This window comes from Thermodesulfobacterium sp., assembly GCF_030445475.1.
GTDB classification, from domain to species: domain Bacteria; phylum Desulfobacterota; class Thermodesulfobacteria; order Thermodesulfobacteriales; family Thermodesulfobacteriaceae; genus Thermodesulfobacterium; species Thermodesulfobacterium commune.
Genome location: NZ_JASUTP010000001.1, coordinates 146,576 through 164,101 on the forward strand (window position 1 = coordinate 146,576; position 17,526 = coordinate 164,101).

At 36.3% G+C, this 17,526-nt stretch carries 19 protein-coding genes and 1 tRNA gene; 10 read left to right on the plus strand and 10 right to left on the minus strand.

Annotated features, from left to right (window positions below; translation table 11 throughout):
- Nucleotides 1-17 precede the first annotated feature (17 nt).
- The 6 genes from PWP26_RS00770 to PWP26_RS00795 all read left to right on the plus strand — a co-directional run bounded on the left by PWP26_RS00770 (nucleotide 18) and on the right by PWP26_RS00795 (nucleotide 3,947).
- Entirely contained in the window at nucleotides 18-830 is an 813-nt protein-coding gene (locus PWP26_RS00770) for a phosphoribosylformylglycinamidine synthase subunit PurQ (protein WP_301398773.1), read from the plus strand.
- Nucleotides 830-1,588 (plus strand): twin-arginine translocase subunit TatC, encoded by a 759-nt coding sequence (locus PWP26_RS00775; RefSeq protein WP_301398774.1) that lies wholly within the window; start codon nucleotides 830-832, stop codon nucleotides 1,586-1,588. The genes PWP26_RS00770 and PWP26_RS00775 overlap by 1 nt, the downstream gene beginning before the upstream one ends.
- 64 nt (nucleotides 1,589-1,652) lie before the next feature.
- A tRNA-Ile gene (locus PWP26_RS00780) sits at nucleotides 1,653-1,726 on the plus strand.
- Between the two features lie 22 nt (nucleotides 1,727-1,748).
- Nucleotides 1,749-2,588: a Nif3-like dinuclear metal center hexameric protein gene (locus tag PWP26_RS00785; RefSeq protein WP_022854681.1), complete on the plus strand. Its 840-nt coding sequence runs from the start codon at nucleotides 1,749-1,751 to the stop codon at nucleotides 2,586-2,588.
- Entirely contained in the window at nucleotides 2,564-3,331 is a 768-nt protein-coding gene (locus PWP26_RS00790) for a zinc ribbon domain-containing protein (RefSeq protein WP_022854682.1), read from the plus strand. Before PWP26_RS00785 ends, PWP26_RS00790 begins: the two co-directional genes overlap by 25 nt.
- Nucleotides 3,312-3,947 carry an L-threonylcarbamoyladenylate synthase gene (locus PWP26_RS00795; RefSeq protein WP_038063192.1) on the plus strand — a complete coding sequence of 212 codons (636 nt, stop codon included), beginning with the start codon at nucleotides 3,312-3,314 and terminating at the stop codon, nucleotides 3,945-3,947. The genes PWP26_RS00790 and PWP26_RS00795 overlap by 20 nt, the downstream gene beginning before the upstream one ends.
- 1 nt (nucleotide 3,948) lies before the next feature.
- On the opposite strand, the gene PWP26_RS00800 is transcribed toward PWP26_RS00795, so the two are convergent.
- From PWP26_RS00800 to argH, 10 genes are all read right to left on the minus strand, one after another.
- The gene (locus tag PWP26_RS00800) at nucleotides 3,949-4,149 is read right to left on the minus strand and encodes a hypothetical protein (RefSeq protein ID WP_038063190.1); all 201 of its coding nucleotides are present in this window, start codon (nucleotides 4,147-4,149) and stop codon (nucleotides 3,949-3,951) included.
- Nucleotides 4,150-4,249: 100 nt separating this feature from the next.
- The gene (gene nadB, locus PWP26_RS00805; RefSeq protein ID WP_301398775.1) at nucleotides 4,250-5,848 is read right to left on the minus strand and encodes an L-aspartate oxidase; all 1,599 of its coding nucleotides are present in this window, start codon (nucleotides 5,846-5,848) and stop codon (nucleotides 4,250-4,252) included.
- Between the two features lie 17 nt (nucleotides 5,849-5,865).
- The gene (locus PWP26_RS00810) at nucleotides 5,866-7,176 is read right to left on the minus strand and encodes a cofactor-independent phosphoglycerate mutase (RefSeq protein WP_273010828.1); all 1,311 of its coding nucleotides are present in this window, start codon (nucleotides 7,174-7,176) and stop codon (nucleotides 5,866-5,868) included.
- A gap of 14 nt (nucleotides 7,177-7,190) precedes the next feature.
- Nucleotides 7,191-7,901, minus strand: a complete 711-nt coding sequence (locus PWP26_RS00815) for a twin-arginine translocase subunit TatC (RefSeq protein WP_273010829.1) — start codon at nucleotides 7,899-7,901, stop codon at nucleotides 7,191-7,193.
- Nucleotides 7,879-8,187 (minus strand): Sec-independent protein translocase protein TatB, encoded by a 309-nt coding sequence (tatB, locus tag PWP26_RS00820; RefSeq protein WP_273010830.1) that lies wholly within the window; start codon nucleotides 8,185-8,187, stop codon nucleotides 7,879-7,881. The genes PWP26_RS00815 and tatB overlap by 23 nt, the downstream gene beginning before the upstream one ends.
- Nucleotides 8,188-8,190: 3 nt before the next feature.
- The gene (gene alr / locus PWP26_RS00825) at nucleotides 8,191-9,303 is read right to left on the minus strand and encodes an alanine racemase (RefSeq protein WP_367652115.1); all 1,113 of its coding nucleotides are present in this window, start codon (nucleotides 9,301-9,303) and stop codon (nucleotides 8,191-8,193) included.
- A 2-nt stretch (nucleotides 9,304-9,305) separates the two neighbouring features.
- On the minus strand, nucleotides 9,306-10,226 hold the full coding sequence (locus tag PWP26_RS00830; RefSeq protein ID WP_301398776.1) for an NAD(P)/FAD-dependent oxidoreductase: 921 nt from the start codon (nucleotides 10,224-10,226) through the stop codon (nucleotides 9,306-9,308).
- A 17-nt stretch (nucleotides 10,227-10,243) separates the two neighbouring features.
- Nucleotides 10,244-10,432: a DNA gyrase inhibitor YacG gene (locus PWP26_RS00835; RefSeq protein WP_273010832.1), complete on the minus strand. Its 189-nt coding sequence runs from the start codon at nucleotides 10,430-10,432 to the stop codon at nucleotides 10,244-10,246.
- Nucleotides 10,433-10,455: 23 nt separating this feature from the next.
- Nucleotides 10,456-11,418 carry a universal stress protein gene (locus PWP26_RS00840; RefSeq protein WP_273010833.1) on the minus strand — a complete coding sequence of 321 codons (963 nt, stop codon included), beginning with the start codon at nucleotides 11,416-11,418 and terminating at the stop codon, nucleotides 10,456-10,458.
- Nucleotides 11,411-12,811, minus strand: coding sequence for an argininosuccinate lyase (argH, locus tag PWP26_RS00845; RefSeq protein ID WP_301398777.1), 1,401 nt, complete (start codon nucleotides 12,809-12,811; stop codon nucleotides 11,411-11,413). Before argH ends, PWP26_RS00840 begins: the two co-directional genes overlap by 8 nt.
- A gap of 209 nt (nucleotides 12,812-13,020) precedes the next feature.
- Between argH and queC the strand changes: the two genes are divergently transcribed.
- From queC to PWP26_RS00865, 4 genes are all read left to right on the plus strand, one after another.
- Nucleotides 13,021-13,710: a 7-cyano-7-deazaguanine synthase QueC gene (queC, locus tag PWP26_RS00850; RefSeq protein WP_287567654.1), complete on the plus strand. Its 690-nt coding sequence runs from the start codon at nucleotides 13,021-13,023 to the stop codon at nucleotides 13,708-13,710.
- Nucleotides 13,703-14,053 carry a YkgJ family cysteine cluster protein gene (locus PWP26_RS00855; RefSeq protein ID WP_287567655.1) on the plus strand — a complete coding sequence of 117 codons (351 nt, stop codon included), beginning with the start codon at nucleotides 13,703-13,705 and terminating at the stop codon, nucleotides 14,051-14,053. Before queC ends, PWP26_RS00855 begins: the two co-directional genes overlap by 8 nt.
- Before the next feature lie 62 nt (nucleotides 14,054-14,115).
- Nucleotides 14,116-14,529, plus strand: coding sequence for a Fur family transcriptional regulator (locus tag PWP26_RS00860; RefSeq protein WP_301398778.1), 414 nt, complete (start codon nucleotides 14,116-14,118; stop codon nucleotides 14,527-14,529).
- A gap of 573 nt (nucleotides 14,530-15,102) precedes the next feature.
- On the plus strand, nucleotides 15,103-17,526 hold the full coding sequence (locus PWP26_RS00865; RefSeq protein ID WP_301398779.1) for a diguanylate cyclase: 2,424 nt from the start codon (nucleotides 15,103-15,105) through the stop codon (nucleotides 17,524-17,526).

Sequence of the window (17,526 nt, forward strand, 5' to 3'; positions counted from 1 at the left end):
GGAGATTTGTAAAGGCTATGAAAAAACCAAGAGTTCTTGTTCTATGGGGATATGGTATAAACTGTGAAGTAGAAACTTCCTATGCTTTTAAACTTGCGGGAGGAGACCCTGAGATAGTTCATCTATCTGAAATCTTTTCTGGAGAAAAGAACCTTCTTGATTATCAAATCATCTGTTTTCCTGGAGGTTTCTTAGACGGAGATCACTTAGGGAGTGCTCAGGCTTGTGCCCACAGGTTTAAACATTTAAAACTAAAAGACGGGACTTATCTCTGGGAAAAACTTATGATTTTTCTGAGAAAAGGAGGGCTTATCTTAGGAATATGTAATGGATTTCAACTGTTGGTGAAAATGGGGCTTTTACCAGGAGGAAAATACTTAGGAGAAAGAAAGGTTACCCTTACCTATAACGACTCAGGTAAGTTTGAAGACAGATGGGTTTATCTGAAAGTAACCCCACAAACCAAATGTATCTTTTTAGAAGGTTTAGACGAACTTTACCTTCCGGTAAGGCATGGAGAAGGTAAATTTATCCCTCAGGACGAAAAAGTGCTTGAAGAGATAAAATCTCAAGGACTTATTGCCCTCCAATATATCCACCCTGAAACCCGAAAATCCACCTTAGAATATCCCTACAACCCTAACGGGGCAGTTGAAGCCGTGGCTGGTTTAACAGACCCTACCGGACGTATTTTTGGACTTATGCCTCACCCAGAAGCCTTTAACCATTTTACCAACCATCCTCGTTGGACACGAGAAAAGAACCTAACAGTAGCTGGGCTTGAAATTTTTAAAAATGCAGTAAACTGGGTTAAAGCCAACTTACTTTAATGTATACCAAAAAGATAGCTCAATCTCTCAAATATCTCTTAACCTTTTGGAAGAAAAAAAGTTTCTTAATCCTTTTTTTCTTTATCTCTCTTTACATAGGTTTTTTTTTAGCCTCTCCTTATATACTTAATTTTCTTCAACATACCTACCAACAAAAGTTTGTTTTCTATAGCCTGTCAGAACCTATTACCTCCTTTTTAAAATTTTCCTTGGTTTTAACTGTTTTAGTCATTTTTCCGTTTATTTTTTATCTTATTTTAAATGCTTTGAACTTGATTTTCAATTTAAAAAAAAAGTTTTTTTGGATGTTCTATCTATTGGGATTGGGTCTTTTTTATTTGGGGGTGGTGTTTGCCTATTTTATTACCCTACCTTATGGAATAAGGTTTTTGCTTTCCTTTCGCACAGAAAAAATAGAGCCTTCCATTTCCTTAAGGCATTTTGTTAACTTTTTTTCTTTTTTTGTGATTGCCTTTGGGCTAATCTTTGAGCTCCCTCTTTTTTTAACCTTTTTGTCTCTAACCAAAATATTAAATCCCTATAAAATCACCAAGTATCGCAAGGAAATCTTTTTTGGTATAGCTGTGCTTTCTGCGGTTATAACCCCAACTCCAGATGCCTTTAATATGGCCCTTTTGTCCATTCCTCTTTATGTACTCTTTGAGTTAGGAATTTTCCTTTCAAGGTTTTTGCTGAGAAGGAATCTTTTAGAAAACACTCAAAACGAAGTATTAGAATCTTCTAAAGAAAACGATTAATTTTATTAAACCCTTAACCACCTTGACAAACAAATAAATTATATTATCTTTGTTATTGTATAATGGGCCCGTAGCTCAGCTGGTTAGAGCCACCGGCTCATAACCGGAAGGTCCCAGGTTCGAGTCCTGGCGGGCCCATTTAAAAATCCATATAATCTATATGTCTTTTAAAACAAAAGACTTTTATAACTTTTTAAATCAACTTGCTCCACTTACCATAGCAGAACCACAAGATAATAATGGTCTACAGGTAGGGTCTTTTGAAGATGAAGTTTCTGGGGTTCTCTTGGTTGTAGACCTTACCTCTAAGGCCATAGATTATGCTTTGGAAAACCGACTTAATCTTATTATAAGTCATCATCCGTTTATTTTTAAACCTCTAACCCAAATAATAAAAGAAGACCCTAAAGGCCATCTTATCTATCGGTTAATCCAAGAAAAGATAAATCTTATCTCATGGCACACACCATTAGACAAGATAGAAGAAGGGGTCTCAGAGGCAATCTTAAGGGCTTTAAATCTCAAAGGGGAACGGTTTATCTCTTTGCAAGAAAAAAATCAAAAAGTTTTTGGATTAGGAAGGGTTGTATATTTAAAAAAATCTATTAAACTGCAAGACTTAGCTAAAAAATTAGGAAAAGTTCTTAAAAGTTGGGTGATGGTGGTAGGAGACTTAGAGACCCCTATCAAAGCCTTTGGGGTATGTGGAGGTTCAGGGGCTTTTTTAAAAGATGAGCTTAAGAACTTAGGGATTAACACCCTGATAACCTCAGACGTAAAATACCACGTAGCAAAAGATTCTTTAGAAGAAGGGTTTAATTTTATAGTCATAGACCATGGAATAGCAGAAGGTTTGGTACTTGACTGGTTAAAAACATCTCTGGTTAAATTTATAACTTCTTATAACCTTAATCTCAAAATAGAAATTTTTAGAGAACCTAGTCCATATCAAATATTATTGACGGAGGAGAATAAATGCAAGAGGAAATTCTGCGATTGATAGAGCTTCAAAACTTAGACTTAGAAATCCTTAAGATAGAAAAAGCCGTACAAGAAATACCTCAAAGTCTTCAAAAAGCACAAAAAGAAAAAGATCAGTTGTTCAACAAAATAGAACATTTTAAAAACCTGATAGAAGAAAAAACCAAACAAAAAAACCTTTTTGAAGAGGAATTAAAACAGGAATACCAAAGGCTTAAAAGCACCCAGGCAAGATTAGTCCAGATAAGAGGTACCAGAGAATATCAGCTTCTATTAAGAGAGATAGAAGAAATCAAAAAGGCTAACAAACAAAAAGAAGAAGAAATTCTAAAACTAATGGAAGAGATAGAGAAGTTAGAACAAGAAAAAAGAAAATTAGAAGAGGAATTTGCCAAGGTAGAAGAAATTTTTAACCAGGAAAAACAAAAGTTTGATGATTATTGTAACCAGCTAAATCAGGAAAAGGCCAAACTTATAGAACAAAGGATAAGTTTAAGTAAAAAAATACCTGCCAGACTCTTAAAAAAATACGAGCTTTTAAGGGAAAGAAAAGGAGGAATAGGAATAGCCCCGGTCGATAACTATGTATGTGAAGGATGCCATATGGCCATACCTCCGCAACTCTATAATGAAATCCAAAGAGATAATAGATACTACGAATGTCCCCACTGTAAAAGACTGATCTTTTTTAAAAAGTTTTATCTACCGGAAGAACCTTCCGAACCAGCCTTAGAAGAAAAAGATGCCTCCTCAGCTTCTTAAACTTAAAAAAGACCTTTCTAATCTGGAAGAAATTGCTAAACAGACGGCCCAATTTTTAAAAAAACAGGCTGTAGGTGCTATTCCTACAGAAACCTTTTATGGTCTAGCTACAGACCCTTTTTCAGATAAGTCCTTAGAAAAACTTTTTTTACTCAAAAATAGGCCTCAACACAAACCAATCCTTCTTCTTATAGGAGAAAGAGAACAACTTTACTTTTTAGTAGAAGAAATTCCTCCGATTGCAGAAAGACTTATAGAAAAATTCTGGCCAGGACCTTTAACCATAGTTTTTCCAGCCAAAAAAAACCTTTCTGATTATCTAACCGCAGGGACAGGAACCATCGGGATAAGGCTTTCCTCTTCCCCAATAGTAAAGGCCATTGTCAAAGCCTTTGGTAAACCTATAACCGGAACCAGTGCTAATCTTTCAGAAAAGCCTCCTTGTTCTTCTCCCGAAGAAGTTATACAACAACTTCCAGATCTTGACTTTATAGTCGATTATGGCTATTTAGAAGCGACTTCTCCATCTACGGTAGTTTCTGTGGTGAACAATCAACTTTCTTTGATTAGAGCTGGTGCTATACCTTTTAAAAACATCTTGAATTTATTTCTCTAAACTACTCCTCAGCCAGTTCTAATTCTATATATGAATGGCCACATTCGTAACATTTAACATCTAACACCCCTTCTAAAAGGGCTACATAAAGGGTATCCCCCCCACATACTTTACATATCTCTCCAACGTTTTCCTCTTCTATTGACTTTATGATATCTTCTTTTAACTCTTCTGGAATGTCTGGGTCAAAAATAACCTTCACCCTAACCTCCTGCACACTCAATTTTTATTAATCTTATCAAAAATTTTTGTTTTGTAAAGCTAATTTTTGTTAATTTTTAACTTTTTATTTAATTTTTTATTTAATATTTTGTGAGGATTGTTTCCTTTAGATATTCTACCCTTTTTTCAGGATAGTCTATCAAATAGTGAGTCCCCCGAGATTCCAGACGAGATTGAGCAGATTTTATGATAATCTCAGCCACCATACATAAATTTTTCAGTTCCATTACATCAAGGTCTAAGTAAAGTCCTTCCCAGTTGGCTTCTATTTCTCTTCGAATAAACTCAAGCCTTTTTCTCGCAAACTCCAACATTTTCAAACTTCTTACTATCCCTACAAAATCCCACATTACCTTTCTTATCAAATCCCAATTATGAGAAACAAATACCATTTCTTCCTTGATTTCTTTGATGATAGGGTCTTTTATCTTAGGTATGGTAAAGGAAGTTTCCCTGATTTCAGGCCAAAGTTCTCTGATTTTAAGACTTGCTTGATGAGCAAAACAGATGCCTTCTAAAAGAGAATTAGAGGCTAATCGGTTTGCTCCATGAAGACCTGTATAGGCACATTCCCCCACGGCAAAAAGGTTAGGGATGTCAGTCTGACCCCAAAGATTGGTATAAATCCCTCCACAAAGATAATGAGCAGCAGGCACTACAGGGATAGGTTGAGAGGTAATATCTATCCCATATTTCAAACAAGTTTCATAGATCTGTGGGAACCTCTTTTTTACGTAGTCCGAAGGTAAATGGGTAATGTCAAGATAGACACACTCAGCACCGGTCTTTTTTAACTCCATGTCTATCGCTCGGGTCACCACATCTCTTGGGGCTAATTCTTTTCTTACCGGGTCGTATTTATGCATAAATCTTTTCCCTTCGGCGTTAAGCAAAACCGCTCCCTCTCCTCTTAAGGACTCTGAAATTAGAAAATTCTTAGCTTTAGGGTGATAAAGACAGGTAGGATGAAATTGAATAAACTCCATGTTAGCAACCCTACATCCTAAAGAATAAGCCATCGCAATCCCATCACCGGTTGAGGTATCAGGATTACTGGTGTAAAGATAGACTTTACCTACCCCTCCCGTACAAAGTACTATCACCTTAGCGAGTATTATTAGAGGTTTGGATTGATTAAGGTCAAGCACTAATCCACCTATCACCTTAGGCCTTGAACTTCCTCTTTTTTTGTCTCCAAGAATCTTTACTACAAAATGGTTTTCTAAAATTTCTATATTTTGTTCTTCAAAAACTCTTTCAAGCAAGGTCTTTTCTATAGCCCTTCCTGTATAATCTCCTACATGGAGGATCCGTCTCCTTGAATGGCCTCCTTCAAGGGTTAGATGGTATTTTTGAGGATTTTCAGGGTCTCTGTCAAAAGAAACTCCCCAGTTTATAAGATCTTTTATCCTGTCAGGAGCAGACTTAACCACCAACTCTACTGTCTCTCTTTTACATATTCCGTCCCCTGCTATCATCGTATCTTGAATATGCAACTCAAAACTATCATCTTCTCCCATAACACAGGCAATTCCACCTTGAGCAAGAGAAGTTGCTGTTTCAAAAACCCTCTTTTTAGCAAGTACAGTAATATGTCCTAAATCCTTTAATTTTAAAGCTAAACTTAAACCTGCAATACCTGTACCTACGATCAAAACATCGGTTTTTTTTATCTCCATTTCTTTTATTCCTCTCTTTAATGTTCTATTTTTGGTTTTCTCTGGAGGAAGATCTCGAGAAGTTCTGGTCCAGACTTTATGTAATAAGGTGAACGATAGGCTTCTTTTTCACAAAACTTTAAGTCCTTTTTCTTTTCTCTATCTTTTACAGAATCAAAAATGGCAAAAGGTACAGGTTTGGATGAATGAGTCCTGATAGAGATAGGTGTGAGATGGTCACAACAAACAAGAATTCTATATTTATCTGTAATCTCTATAATCCTTTCCATAAAATATCTTACAACCCTTCGGTCAAACTCATTTATGGCTTTGACCTTTTTTTCAAGAGAACCTTCATGAGAAACCTCATCAGGAGCCTCTACATGGATCAGTACAAAGTCATGATCCTTTAATGCTTCAATTGCATAATCTACCTTACCTTCATAGTTAGTATCTAAATATCCTGTTGCTCCTGGTACGTTTATAACCGACATCCCAGAAAGGACAGCCAACCCTTTTATCAAGTCTACGGCTGAAATAACCGCACCTTTCAAATGCCATTTTTCCTCAAAAGGTTCTAAGTTAGGAGTCCTACCCTGTCCCCAAGGCCAAATAGCATTAGCAGGAAGAAGATTTTCCATCTTTCTTCTCTGATTGATAGGATGTTTTTCTAAAATCTCTATAGCTTTTAAAATATAATCTTTTAAAAAAGGTTCCTCATCATAAGAGCTAAAGGCAAACCATACGTTTTTACCTAAGAGGTCATGAGGAGGGTAAGTATGTAAGCCTCCAGAACCTCCTCTCCAGATCAAAATATGTCTATAACTGACCCCAGGAATAATTTCTATTTTTTCGTTAGAGATGTTTCGATTTATTGCCTGGATCAACTCTATAGCCTCTTCTGTAGAGATATGCCCTGCAGAATAGTCTTCCATAATAAGCTCTTCTCCTTCAACCTTAAGGGTTACCAGATTACATCTATAAGCTACATCTTCAGGCTTTAGAACAATTCCACGACTCGCAGCCTCGATAGGCCCTCTTCCTGTATACTTTTCTTCTGGAGGGTAACCTAAAAGTCCCATAATGGCTACGTCTGAACCTGGATGCATTCCTGGGGGAATGGTCTGACAATATCCTATCATACCGTAAGAGGCTATAAAATCCATACCAGGGGTGATAGCTACCTCAAGAGGAGTTTTCCAGTCGAGTTCTTGAACCGGAAAATCTCCCATACCATCCCCTATAATCATCACATACTTATAACCTTCTAAATTTTCTTCCCGCAATTCCTCCCCTTCTAACTTGTATTGCTCTAAATCTACTGCTTCTTTTTTCTTTTTTCTTCCCATAAAAAAACCTCCTGTTAAAAAATCTTAGCTAAAACAAAGGATAGTTTAAAAAATAAGAAAAAAATCAAGGTTAACAAGACTTGAGAAAAAAAATCCGTAGGTGCAATCAACAAAGATATCCCATAAAAAAAGCCAAGAAAATAAACCCTCCGTTTTTGGTAGAACTCTTTGGTAACGATTTCCTCTTTAATAAGCAAGGCAAAAAGCAAGGGGAGTTGAAAAAACACTATCGAAAAAAGAAGAACCCTTAAGATAAAAAATAAAAAATAGTTAATCTTAAGATTGGCTTCGAAGTTGCTTCCAAAAAACAGAAAAATCTTTATAAGAAAAGGAACAAAAACCAAATATCCTACACAAAGCCCGATCAAAGCCAGTCCTAAAGAAAGAAAAAAAACCTTTTTAAAAAAAACCTTCTCGGGATCATAAAACTCTGAAGAAATTACCTTCCAAACTTTTAAAAGAAAAAAAGGTAAAATTACGATAAGAGCCAGATAAAAAGAGGCACGCAATAAAACAAAAAGGGCCTCTTCCAAGGAGGTAAAGACTAAAGGCTGTCCTTGAATGACCTTAAAATAAGGAAAAAGTAGATAAGGGAACAGATAAGGTAAGGCTAAAAAAAAACCTAACCACAACCCTAAAAAGATCAGGCCATAAAGGATTATCTCTCTTCTTATTTTAGCTAAAACATCTACCGCTAAAATTTTAGGAAGGTTTATCTTGCTCATCTTTTTTATCAAGGGTTTTCAAAGGTTCTTGAGAAATTTCTTTTATAGGAACGTCTATCACCGAGGTTGCCTCTTCTTTTAGATGTTCTATCTCCTTTTTAGCCTCAGTCAACTCCTTCCCAACCTCATCAACCTCAAGTTCTCTTTTAATCTCTTCTATACTTTTTCTAAGCTCTATAGAAAGTTTAGCCAAAAATTTACCCAGTTCAGGTAGCCTCTCAGGACCAAGAACTATTAGGGCAACCAGAAAAAGGACCATCAATTCTGAAAAACCTATGTTAAACATAACCTAATCTTGCCTGTATTCCCTGGGGATAGACCTTCCTATACTACAGAAAAGCTCATAACAGATAGTCCCGGCAAGGGCTGCCAACTCCTCTGCAGGAACCTCTCGATTTTTTCCACCAAGAAGGATGACCTCTTCCCCTACCTGAGGACTTTCAACCCCGGTTAAATCCACGTAAAGGGCTTTCATAGAGATAGTCCCTACTACCTTAACCCTCTGATTTCTAAAAAATGCAAATCCCTTGTTTCCTAAACTTCTTAAATAGCCGTCTCCATAACCTACAGGCACTACCCCTAATAGGGTTTCTCTCTCTGCCTTAAAGGTAGGGCCATATCCAGCATACTCTCCCTTATGCAACCTTTTTAACTCAACGATACGCGACCTTAAGGTCATCACAGGATACAACTCGATTTTATCCCGTGCAGAGAGGTCTGGATAACCACCATAAAGACTAACCCCTGGTCTTACTAAATTCCCCTTTTCAGATAAAAAGATAATCCCTCCTGAGTTGGCAAAATGGATAAAAGTAGGATTGAGGTTATTTTGCTTGAGTAATTCTAAAGCTTTTTTAAAATTAGCAAGTTGTAGCTGGGTTAGTTCTGAATCAGGTTTTTCAGAACAAGAAAGATGGGTCATTAGCCCTGTTAAGGATAAAAAATCGGTGTTTCTAAGTTTCTCAATGAATTTAGGTAGGTCCTCTATGTTCAACCCAAACCTATGCATCCCTGTGTCTACTTTTAGATGAAAAGCTACCTTTTGTTGCCTTTTTTTAGCCTCCTCCTCCAGCCATTCTAAGGACTCAAAACCGGTAACCACCGGAGTTATCTCAAGTTCAAACATATAGGTTAACCAGCTTTTTTCAAACCCAGAAAGCAGTAATAGAGGTTGCCTAAAACCGGCCTCTCTTAAAAAAAAAGCCTCCTGAGGTTCAGAAAGCCCAAAACCCCAAATCCCTTCTTCGGAAAGGGTTTTGGCAACCTCTATAAGCCCATGCCCATAGGCATCATTTTTGATGACAGGAAGAACCTTGGTACCCTCAGGTAAAAACCTTTTTAAGGCCTTTAAGTTCTTTTTTATGTTTCCTAAAGAGATTTCCAGTTTTTTATACCAAAAAATTTTTACACCTCCTTTAAGTTCTTTAAAACCTGTTTTACATAATCAGAAGCAGAAAGTCCTGCTACACATCCTTCCCCTACAGCCTTTGCTAACTGAAGTGGAGAACCTGTAAGGTCTCCACAGGCAAACACACCCTGGACGTTGGTTTGCATCTTTCTGTCTACTTTTACATAACTAAATGTCTCTGGGTCAAGCTCAATCCCTATAGGAGCAAGAAGTTCTATCGGACCTTTAGCACCTATCTCTATAAAAATCCCATCTAACTCCAACTGAGTTCCATCGTCAAACATAACCCCTTTTACCTCGTTATCTCCCATGATTTCTACAGGTTTTTTCTCTAAAACCTCTATATTAACAACTCTCAATTCAGAAAGAGATTCTTCAGATATAGGTTTTAACCCATAAAAATAAACTTTATCTGCAAACTTTTTTAAGGTTTTAGCCCCATGGATTGCGGCACTACCGTCTCCTATAACCAACACCTTCTTTCCTCTATAAAACCAAGCATCACAATCGGCACAATAAGAAACCCCTTTTCCTACAAACTTTTCTTCCTGTTGAAATACCCTTTTCTTCCTCTTAACTCCCATAGCAAGGATAAGTGAAAGGGCGGTGATCTCCCTTTCCTTTTCGGTAATCAGTTTAAAACCCAATTCTAAAGGTTCTATACTAATCACATCTTCCAAAATAAGCTCCCCCCCAAACTTTTTCACTGCCTTTAGACCTTCTTCAAGTAAAACCTTACCATCTACCTTTTCAGAAAATCCAAAATAATTCTCTATATGTGCTGACCAGAGAGCACTTTCTTCGAGTTTTCCTAATAAAACCACCTTATGTTTCCTTCTTCCAGCATGTAACCCTGCCTGAATTCCAGCAGGACCTATACCAATAATGGCAATCTCATAATCATAGTTAATCTTCATCTTTTATACCTCATTCTTTATTCTTTCTTATCTCCAGAAGATTCCTCTTGAGGTAAAGGCTTCTCCAGCCATTCCTTTTCTTCTCTTATTTTATACTCCTCCTTTAGCCAGTTGTAAAGGTCTGCAAGTTTACACTCCTTAGAACAAAAAGGACGATAAGGATTATTTTTTAACTTTACATGTTTATGACAGATGGGACATTTCATCGTTTTTTTTACCTATGCTTGCTTTATATTACCAACCAAACAGTACGGTCCTCAAAATAGGTAGTTACTTTATGACTTACTGAACCTAAGAAAAACTTGGTTAAACCTCCCCTTCCTCTTCTTCCAAGTACTATAGTAGAATAATCCCCTTTTTTAGCCATTTTAATGATCTCTGCAGCGGGGCCTAAAAAGCCTCTTTTCATTATAAGTCTAATTTTTTCCTTAGGCAGACCATTTTCTAAAATAAGATTGTTGGCTTTGGTTAAAAAATCCTGATATTCAGGATGTTTTAACTCCTTTAAAGCCTCAGAAAAACTACCTTCGAAACTTTTTTTAGAGGAAAAAGGATAAAAAATGTGAAAAAAGGTAATCTCTGCCTCTGGATGAAAAGAAAGGATAAAACTTATATAATCAACCACCCTTAAACCCATCTCTCCAAGGTCTAAGCCTACTAGAAATTTTTTATTCCATCGTTCTCCTCTGATTAACCAAATTGGTAGACAACACTTTTCAAGTAGTCTATGGGTCACTCCCCCTATAAAATAGGTACTAAGCTTAGAAAGACCTCTTCTTCCTACTACAATACCGTCAAAAAGGTTTTCCCGAGCTATCCTTAAGATATCTTCTGCCAAGGGCCCTACTCGAAATTGAACCTTAAAAAAAACCTTTCCCCTGACATACCTTTCTAAAGAACTAGCCACGTTTTTTAACTCTTTTTCTGCATTAAAAAAAACTTCACGAGCTTTTTTTTCTATTTCATCTTCTCTTTCGAACTTTTTTATTAAACTTATTTCCCACTGAGAGGAGAGCTTTTCTGGATGTTCTATTAACTTAAGGACCGTTATGTTTAGCTCGGTTTGATAAAAAACCTGTTTTAAATAGGCTAAAGCACGATAACTTGAGGGACTCCCATCATAGCAAAGTAATACATGGGGGGTCACCTTGTTAATTTCTTGTTTTTCGTAAGCTTGAGTTTGACTAAACATTAAACCTTTCAGAAAGTTCCTTTTTAGCCAATTCTATCGCTTGTTTTACCACGTTAAAACCTGTCCCACCCAAGATCTCTCTTCTTTTTATAGCATTTTCTATGGTAAGCCAGTTATATACATCTGCTTCTATCCTATCACAAAAAGCTTTAAACTCAGAAAGGGTTAAATTTTCTAAGCTCTTTTTCTCTTTTTCTGCATAATAAACGATCTGTCCGGTTATATGATGAGCCTTCCTAAAAGGAATACCTTTACTTACCAGATAGTCGGCAAGTTCGGTAGCTAAAAGATAGCCTTGGGAAAGGTGTTTTTCTATGTTTTCTTTTTTAAGGATTAAACCTGACACCATCAAAGACATGAGCCTTAAACACTGCCAGGTAGTCTTAACAGCCTTAAAAACAGGAGGTTTATCTTCTTGCATGTCACGGTTATAACTTAAAGGAAGACCTTTCATTAAACCCCAAAGTTGGTTAAAAGCTGCGTTTACTGAAGAGGCCTTTCCACGAATAAGCTCAGCTCCGTCAGGATTTTTCTTTTGAGGCATAAGAGAACTTCCGGTACAAAACCTGTCAGGAAGGTCGATAAAGGAAAATTCAGGGCTCATCCAGATGATAAGCTCTTCACACCAACGAGAAAGGTCTAACATTATAAGACTTAACACAAAAAGAAGCTCTAACGCAAAATCCCTTGAACTAACAGCAAACACACTATTTTGGGTTGGTTCTATAAAACCAAGCTTCTCTGCAAGCTTTTTTCGGTCTATCCCAAAGGCACAACCTGCGAAAGCAGAACTCCCCAGAGGACAAATCTTTAGCCGTTTCTCGTAGTCTTCTAATCTCTGAAAATGATATTTCATCATCTCATAGTAAGCCATGATCCAGTGAGAAAAAAGAACTGGCTGAGCATGCTGAAGGTGGGTAAAACCAGGTATAATCACCCCATAATATTCCTCTGCCTTATCTACAGTCGCTTGCATCAAACTTTTTAATTCTCTCTTTATTTCTTTTACCCGGTCAGCTAAATACAGTCTGAAATCTGTTACCACCTGCTCGTTTCTGCTTCTTCCTGTATGAAGTTTATAAGCTACTTCTCCTATTTTTTCAAAAAGGGCCTTCTCTATATTCATGTGAACGTCTTCATATTCCTTACGAAAGAGAAAAAGTCCTGCTTTTATTTCTTCCTCTATTTCAAGAAGACCTTTTTTGATAGCAAGACATTCCTCTTCTAAAAGAACTCCTGCCTCTTTCAAAGCCTCAGCATAGGCAAGGCTTGCCTTGATCTCATACAAGGCTAACTCGTGGTCAAAAGAAATTGATTCTGAGAATTCTTCAAAAAACTTGTCTAACTCTTCTTGAAACCTACCACCCCAAGGTTTTGCCTCAATCCCCCCCATAATCATTTTATTTTAACCTTCTTTTAAAAAAAATAAACCTGATAATTTTGAAATTATAACCTAAAAGCAGTTATCCTAAATATCTTGTAATCCTTTAGATGCTATAGTTAACAAATTTAAAAAAGGCACAAACTCTGTTTTTGTGGTTGAAATCCAAGGGGAATATGATAAAATAAATTTGTTTCTTAAAATTTTTTTTTGGAAATAAAATGTCATTAGAAATAACTGAGCAAAAAAAGAAAAAACTGGCTGTGATTTTGTTGAGTGCCGGGATGGATAGTGCTGTATGTGCAAGTGTTGCAGCTCAAGACCATGCCTTGGCTTTTCTACATTTTCAGTATGGGCAAAAGGCTGCTAAAAAAGAACTTGAATGTTTTTACCGATTGGTTGACCACTTTAAACCTCAAAAATATTTAGTAGTAGAACTAACTTTTTTTAAAATAATCGGTGGCTCAAGCCTTACCTCAGAAGAAATGAAAATTCCTCAGCCTTCAAACACACAGGAAATTCCTTCTACCTACGTACCTTTTAGAAATGGAGTATTTTTAAGTTTGGCGGTAGCTTGGGCTGAGGTGATAGGAGCAGAGAAAATCTTTATAGGAGTAAACGAAATAGATTTTTCTGGATATCCAGATTGTAGAAAAGAATTTATTCAAGCCTTTAACCAGGCAGCAAACCTTGGAACCAAACCTGAGACAAAAATTATGATAGAAACCCCTCTTATTCATCTGTCTAAAAAAGAAATTGTAGAGCTTGGTAGAAAACTTAATACCCCCTTTCATCTCACCTGGTCTTGCTACAGAGAAACGGAAAAAGCCTGCGGAGGATGTGACTCTTGTCAAATAAGGCTTAAAGCCTTTAAAGAAGCCGGTATAGAGGACCCAATAGAATATGCTTAAGTTAGAAGGTTTTACCTGCCAACGTTGTGGTACCTGTTGCCAAGGAGAAAGTACTGTCTCTTTAACCCAAGAAGAAATTCTTAGAATAGCCCAATTTTTAAACCTTTCAGAGGAGGTCTTTAGAGAAAAGTATACAGTTAAGGTCGGGAAATACAGGGTTGAGATGAAAACCAAGGATGGCTACTGTATCTTCTTTGATAAAAAAGAAAAACTATGCAGGATACATCCGGTTAAACCTAAAAAATGTAAAGAATGGCCTCTGATAGAGGCACTATCCAAAGACCCTTCAACCTTAGAAACGTTGAAAAATTATTGTATGGGAATTAAAATTTTACAAATTTAAACCTTGAATAAATTAAAAAATGTTTTAAAATAATAAAAAAATAAGCTGTTGAGGTGAGGAAAATGGATGAAAAAAAGTTAGAATTTTATAAAAGTTTAGGGATAAAACTAACCCCTCAAAGGATTGCCATCCTGGAATACTTGGAAGGGAACAGGGAACACCCTTCAGCAGAAGACATCTATAATTCCTTAAAGAAAAATTTTCCAAGCATGTCTTTTGCTACTGTTTACAACACCTTAGACGTGTTGGTAAAAAAAGGACTTATCAAAGAAATCATAGTTGACCCTTACAAGAAAAGATTTGACCCCTTTACCCATACCCATCACCACTTTGTCTGTAAATACTGTAAAAAGGTTATAGACATTTCTCAAGAAATAAATTTTCCGTTACCTAAGGAGATTCAAAACTGTGAGGTTGAAGACTTTCAAGTAGTGTTTATCGGGCTTTGTCCTGAGTGTAAAGATAGAAAAAACTAAAGTTAATATCCCTAATTTGCCGATAAAAATTTATAATCATCCATGATCTCCCCATTTTCCAATTGCTCTAAACGATTTATAATTTCACCCATTGGGTGAAAAAACCCTCTAAATCTAAGAGGGTGCCATTATGCCAAAACTCTCTTAACTTCAAAATCCTAAAAACTAACGAACCTATCACCCCTCGTTCAGAACTTGCTCTTGTTGATGCCTTCCTCAAAAACTCCGAAAATAAAAACCTTAATAGACCAACATAATACCTTTACCTGGTTCAAACAGAGGTTACACCGCCTGGCAATATATTCAACCTATCCTCCCTATCCTTATAGGGAGAGCCCATATCTGGGAGTTTAAAAATGTATATGGGATAATAATTTCAAAATCAGGAAAATTTGAAAGAGAAAAAGTTGTAGATAGAAAAGGGAGTAGAAAATACATAATATTTGGAAAAAATTAAAGAAAAATTTTTGATTTTATTCTTTACCGGCAATTTTAGGTTCTAAATCTTGCTTGTTTTTTTTTAGTTTTAGGTATAATTTAAATTTTAATCAAACCCTAAATTAGGGATTATCTATGGTTTTTACCGAACTTTTGGCATGTTTAATCCCTAAACCTGCTCTAACCATCACCGGAAATACTACCTTTCAAGAAGTCATAGAAAAGATGAAAAAGACAGGAGAGACCTTTGTGGTCCTTTTAGAGAACCATTTTCCCACAGGAATCTTTACAGAAAGAGACCTGATAAAATGTTTAGCAGCAGGTATTCCCTTAAACGAAAAGGTCAGAAACTTTGCCCCAAAAAATCTGGTAAAAATACGTGAAGACCGTCCGTTAGCAGTAGCCCTTACCATCATGATAGAATACGGTATAAGAAGGCTGATAGTGGTCGACCAAAAGGGAAACTATCGAGGGATAATAACCCACAAAGATATCTTTGAAATTTTAGACCCAGAGCTTTTCAAAAAAGAAATCACCGCAGCCCATTTTATCAAAAACAAATCTCTTTATTATCTTAATCCCAATCGTACTTTACAAGAAGCCTTAAGTTTGATGGTAGAAAAGAACATAGGGGCTGTGCCTATAGTTGATGAAAACAAAAAACCTGTAGGAATACTTACTGAAAAAGATTTCATCTTTAAGCTTGAGCTGAGCAATCTTTCCGAAAAAATTGGTAATGTAGCCTTAAAAGAGGTCTATACAGCTTCTAAGAGTGACCCTATTTCACAGCTAAAACTTAAGTTTAAAAATCTCAAGGTCAACCACTTAGTAATCGTCGATGAAGAGGGAAGGGCTGTAGGGATCATTTCGACTCGAGATTTATTAGGTATGGCTAAAGAAACCTATGCCTCTTATATGGAAAATAAATTCAGACAAGCCAAAGACTTACTTTATATACTTCCTGAAATAGTGCTTGAGATCTTAGACTTAGGGTATGAACAGGTAATATACTGGGGAAGTGCTAAAGCTCACGAAATTTTTGGGAAAACGATAGACGAAAAAAGTGTACTTGAGATTTTTGACCAAGAAGACTGGTACCGTGTATTTGGGAAGCTAAAAAAACTCAACAAAGTCCATAAAGAAACTATAAAAAGTTTAAACGGACATATTTTTGAGGTTTCAGGCTCATACCTTAAACTTCACCTCGAAGGGGAAGGTAAAATCCATCTTGTTTTAAGAGATATCACCCATAACTATCGGTATTTAACCGAATTAAAATCCCATGCAGAGTTTATCCAAAACCTAATCAACTCTATCGACAGTTTAATTTTGGTGGTAGACCCTGAAGATGGAACCTTCAAATTTTATAATCATACAGTCTTGTCCTGTCTTGGTTATGACCAAAAAGAGATGGCTTATAAAACCATCTATGACATCGTCTATCTGCCTTATCAACAAATAAAAACCAACCTGCAGATGGTAGCCAACGAAGGAAAAGAAATAAAGGGAGAAAGGCTTTATCTTTCTAAGACTGGAGAGAAAATACCGGTAGAAACCTATGCCTTTAGGTTGATCCTTGACAAATCTTATGTTGCGATCTCAAGCAAGTTAAAACCAATCTATCAACTTGAAACCCTTAACAAAGAATTAAGCCTTTGTAAATCTCAGAAAGAAGCCCTTTCTGTTCTCTCTAAATATCTCTTAAACTTTATAGACACCCTTCAATTTTTGGAAATCTCTCCAGAAACAGGGGAGATCCTTTCAACCTATGTAGAAGGAGACCAAGATCTGTGGAAAGGTTGCATAGAGAATAAGGCTAAAGAATGTAAAGCTTACAGCCATGGTATTTTGATAGAAAAGACAGAGATACTTTGTCCAAAGGTCAAAGCTGAAAAAGATTTAGACTTCTTTTGTTATCCTCTGATTTTAGAAGGAAGGGTGGTAGGGGTTTTTAGCCTTATAAGAAAATTGCCTTTAAATAATCTTGAAAAAGAAAACATCAAAAAAATGCTCAGCAACTTTTCTTTTTACTTTTTTAACCTCTATCTTATCAACAAACTAAAGGAGTTATCGCATACTGACTACCTTACCAAGGTTTATAACCGACTTTTTCTGCAAGAAGTATTAAAAAAAGAATTCAGTATTTGGAAAAGAAAAGGAGGCAAGCTTTCTATCATTCTTGTAGACCTTGACAACTTTAAGGCTGTAAACGACACCCTTGGACATTTTAACGGAGATCTCGTATTAAAACAAATAGCTAACATACTTAAAAACAACACAAGGGAGATGGACATACTTGGCCGCTGGGGAGGGGAAGAATTCATGATAATCCTTCCTTATACTTCTAAGGATGAAGCCCGTAGACTGGCTGAAAGACTTAGACTTATCATCGAGGGAACACCCATTAATTTAGAGGATAATACCATAAACATCACCGCAAGTTTTGGTATAGCAAGCCTACCTGAAGACACCGACAACTTAGATGATCTATACAAAATAGCAGATCAAAGGCTTTACAAAGCTAAAAATCTGGGGAAAAATTTGGTAGTCTTTGAATAA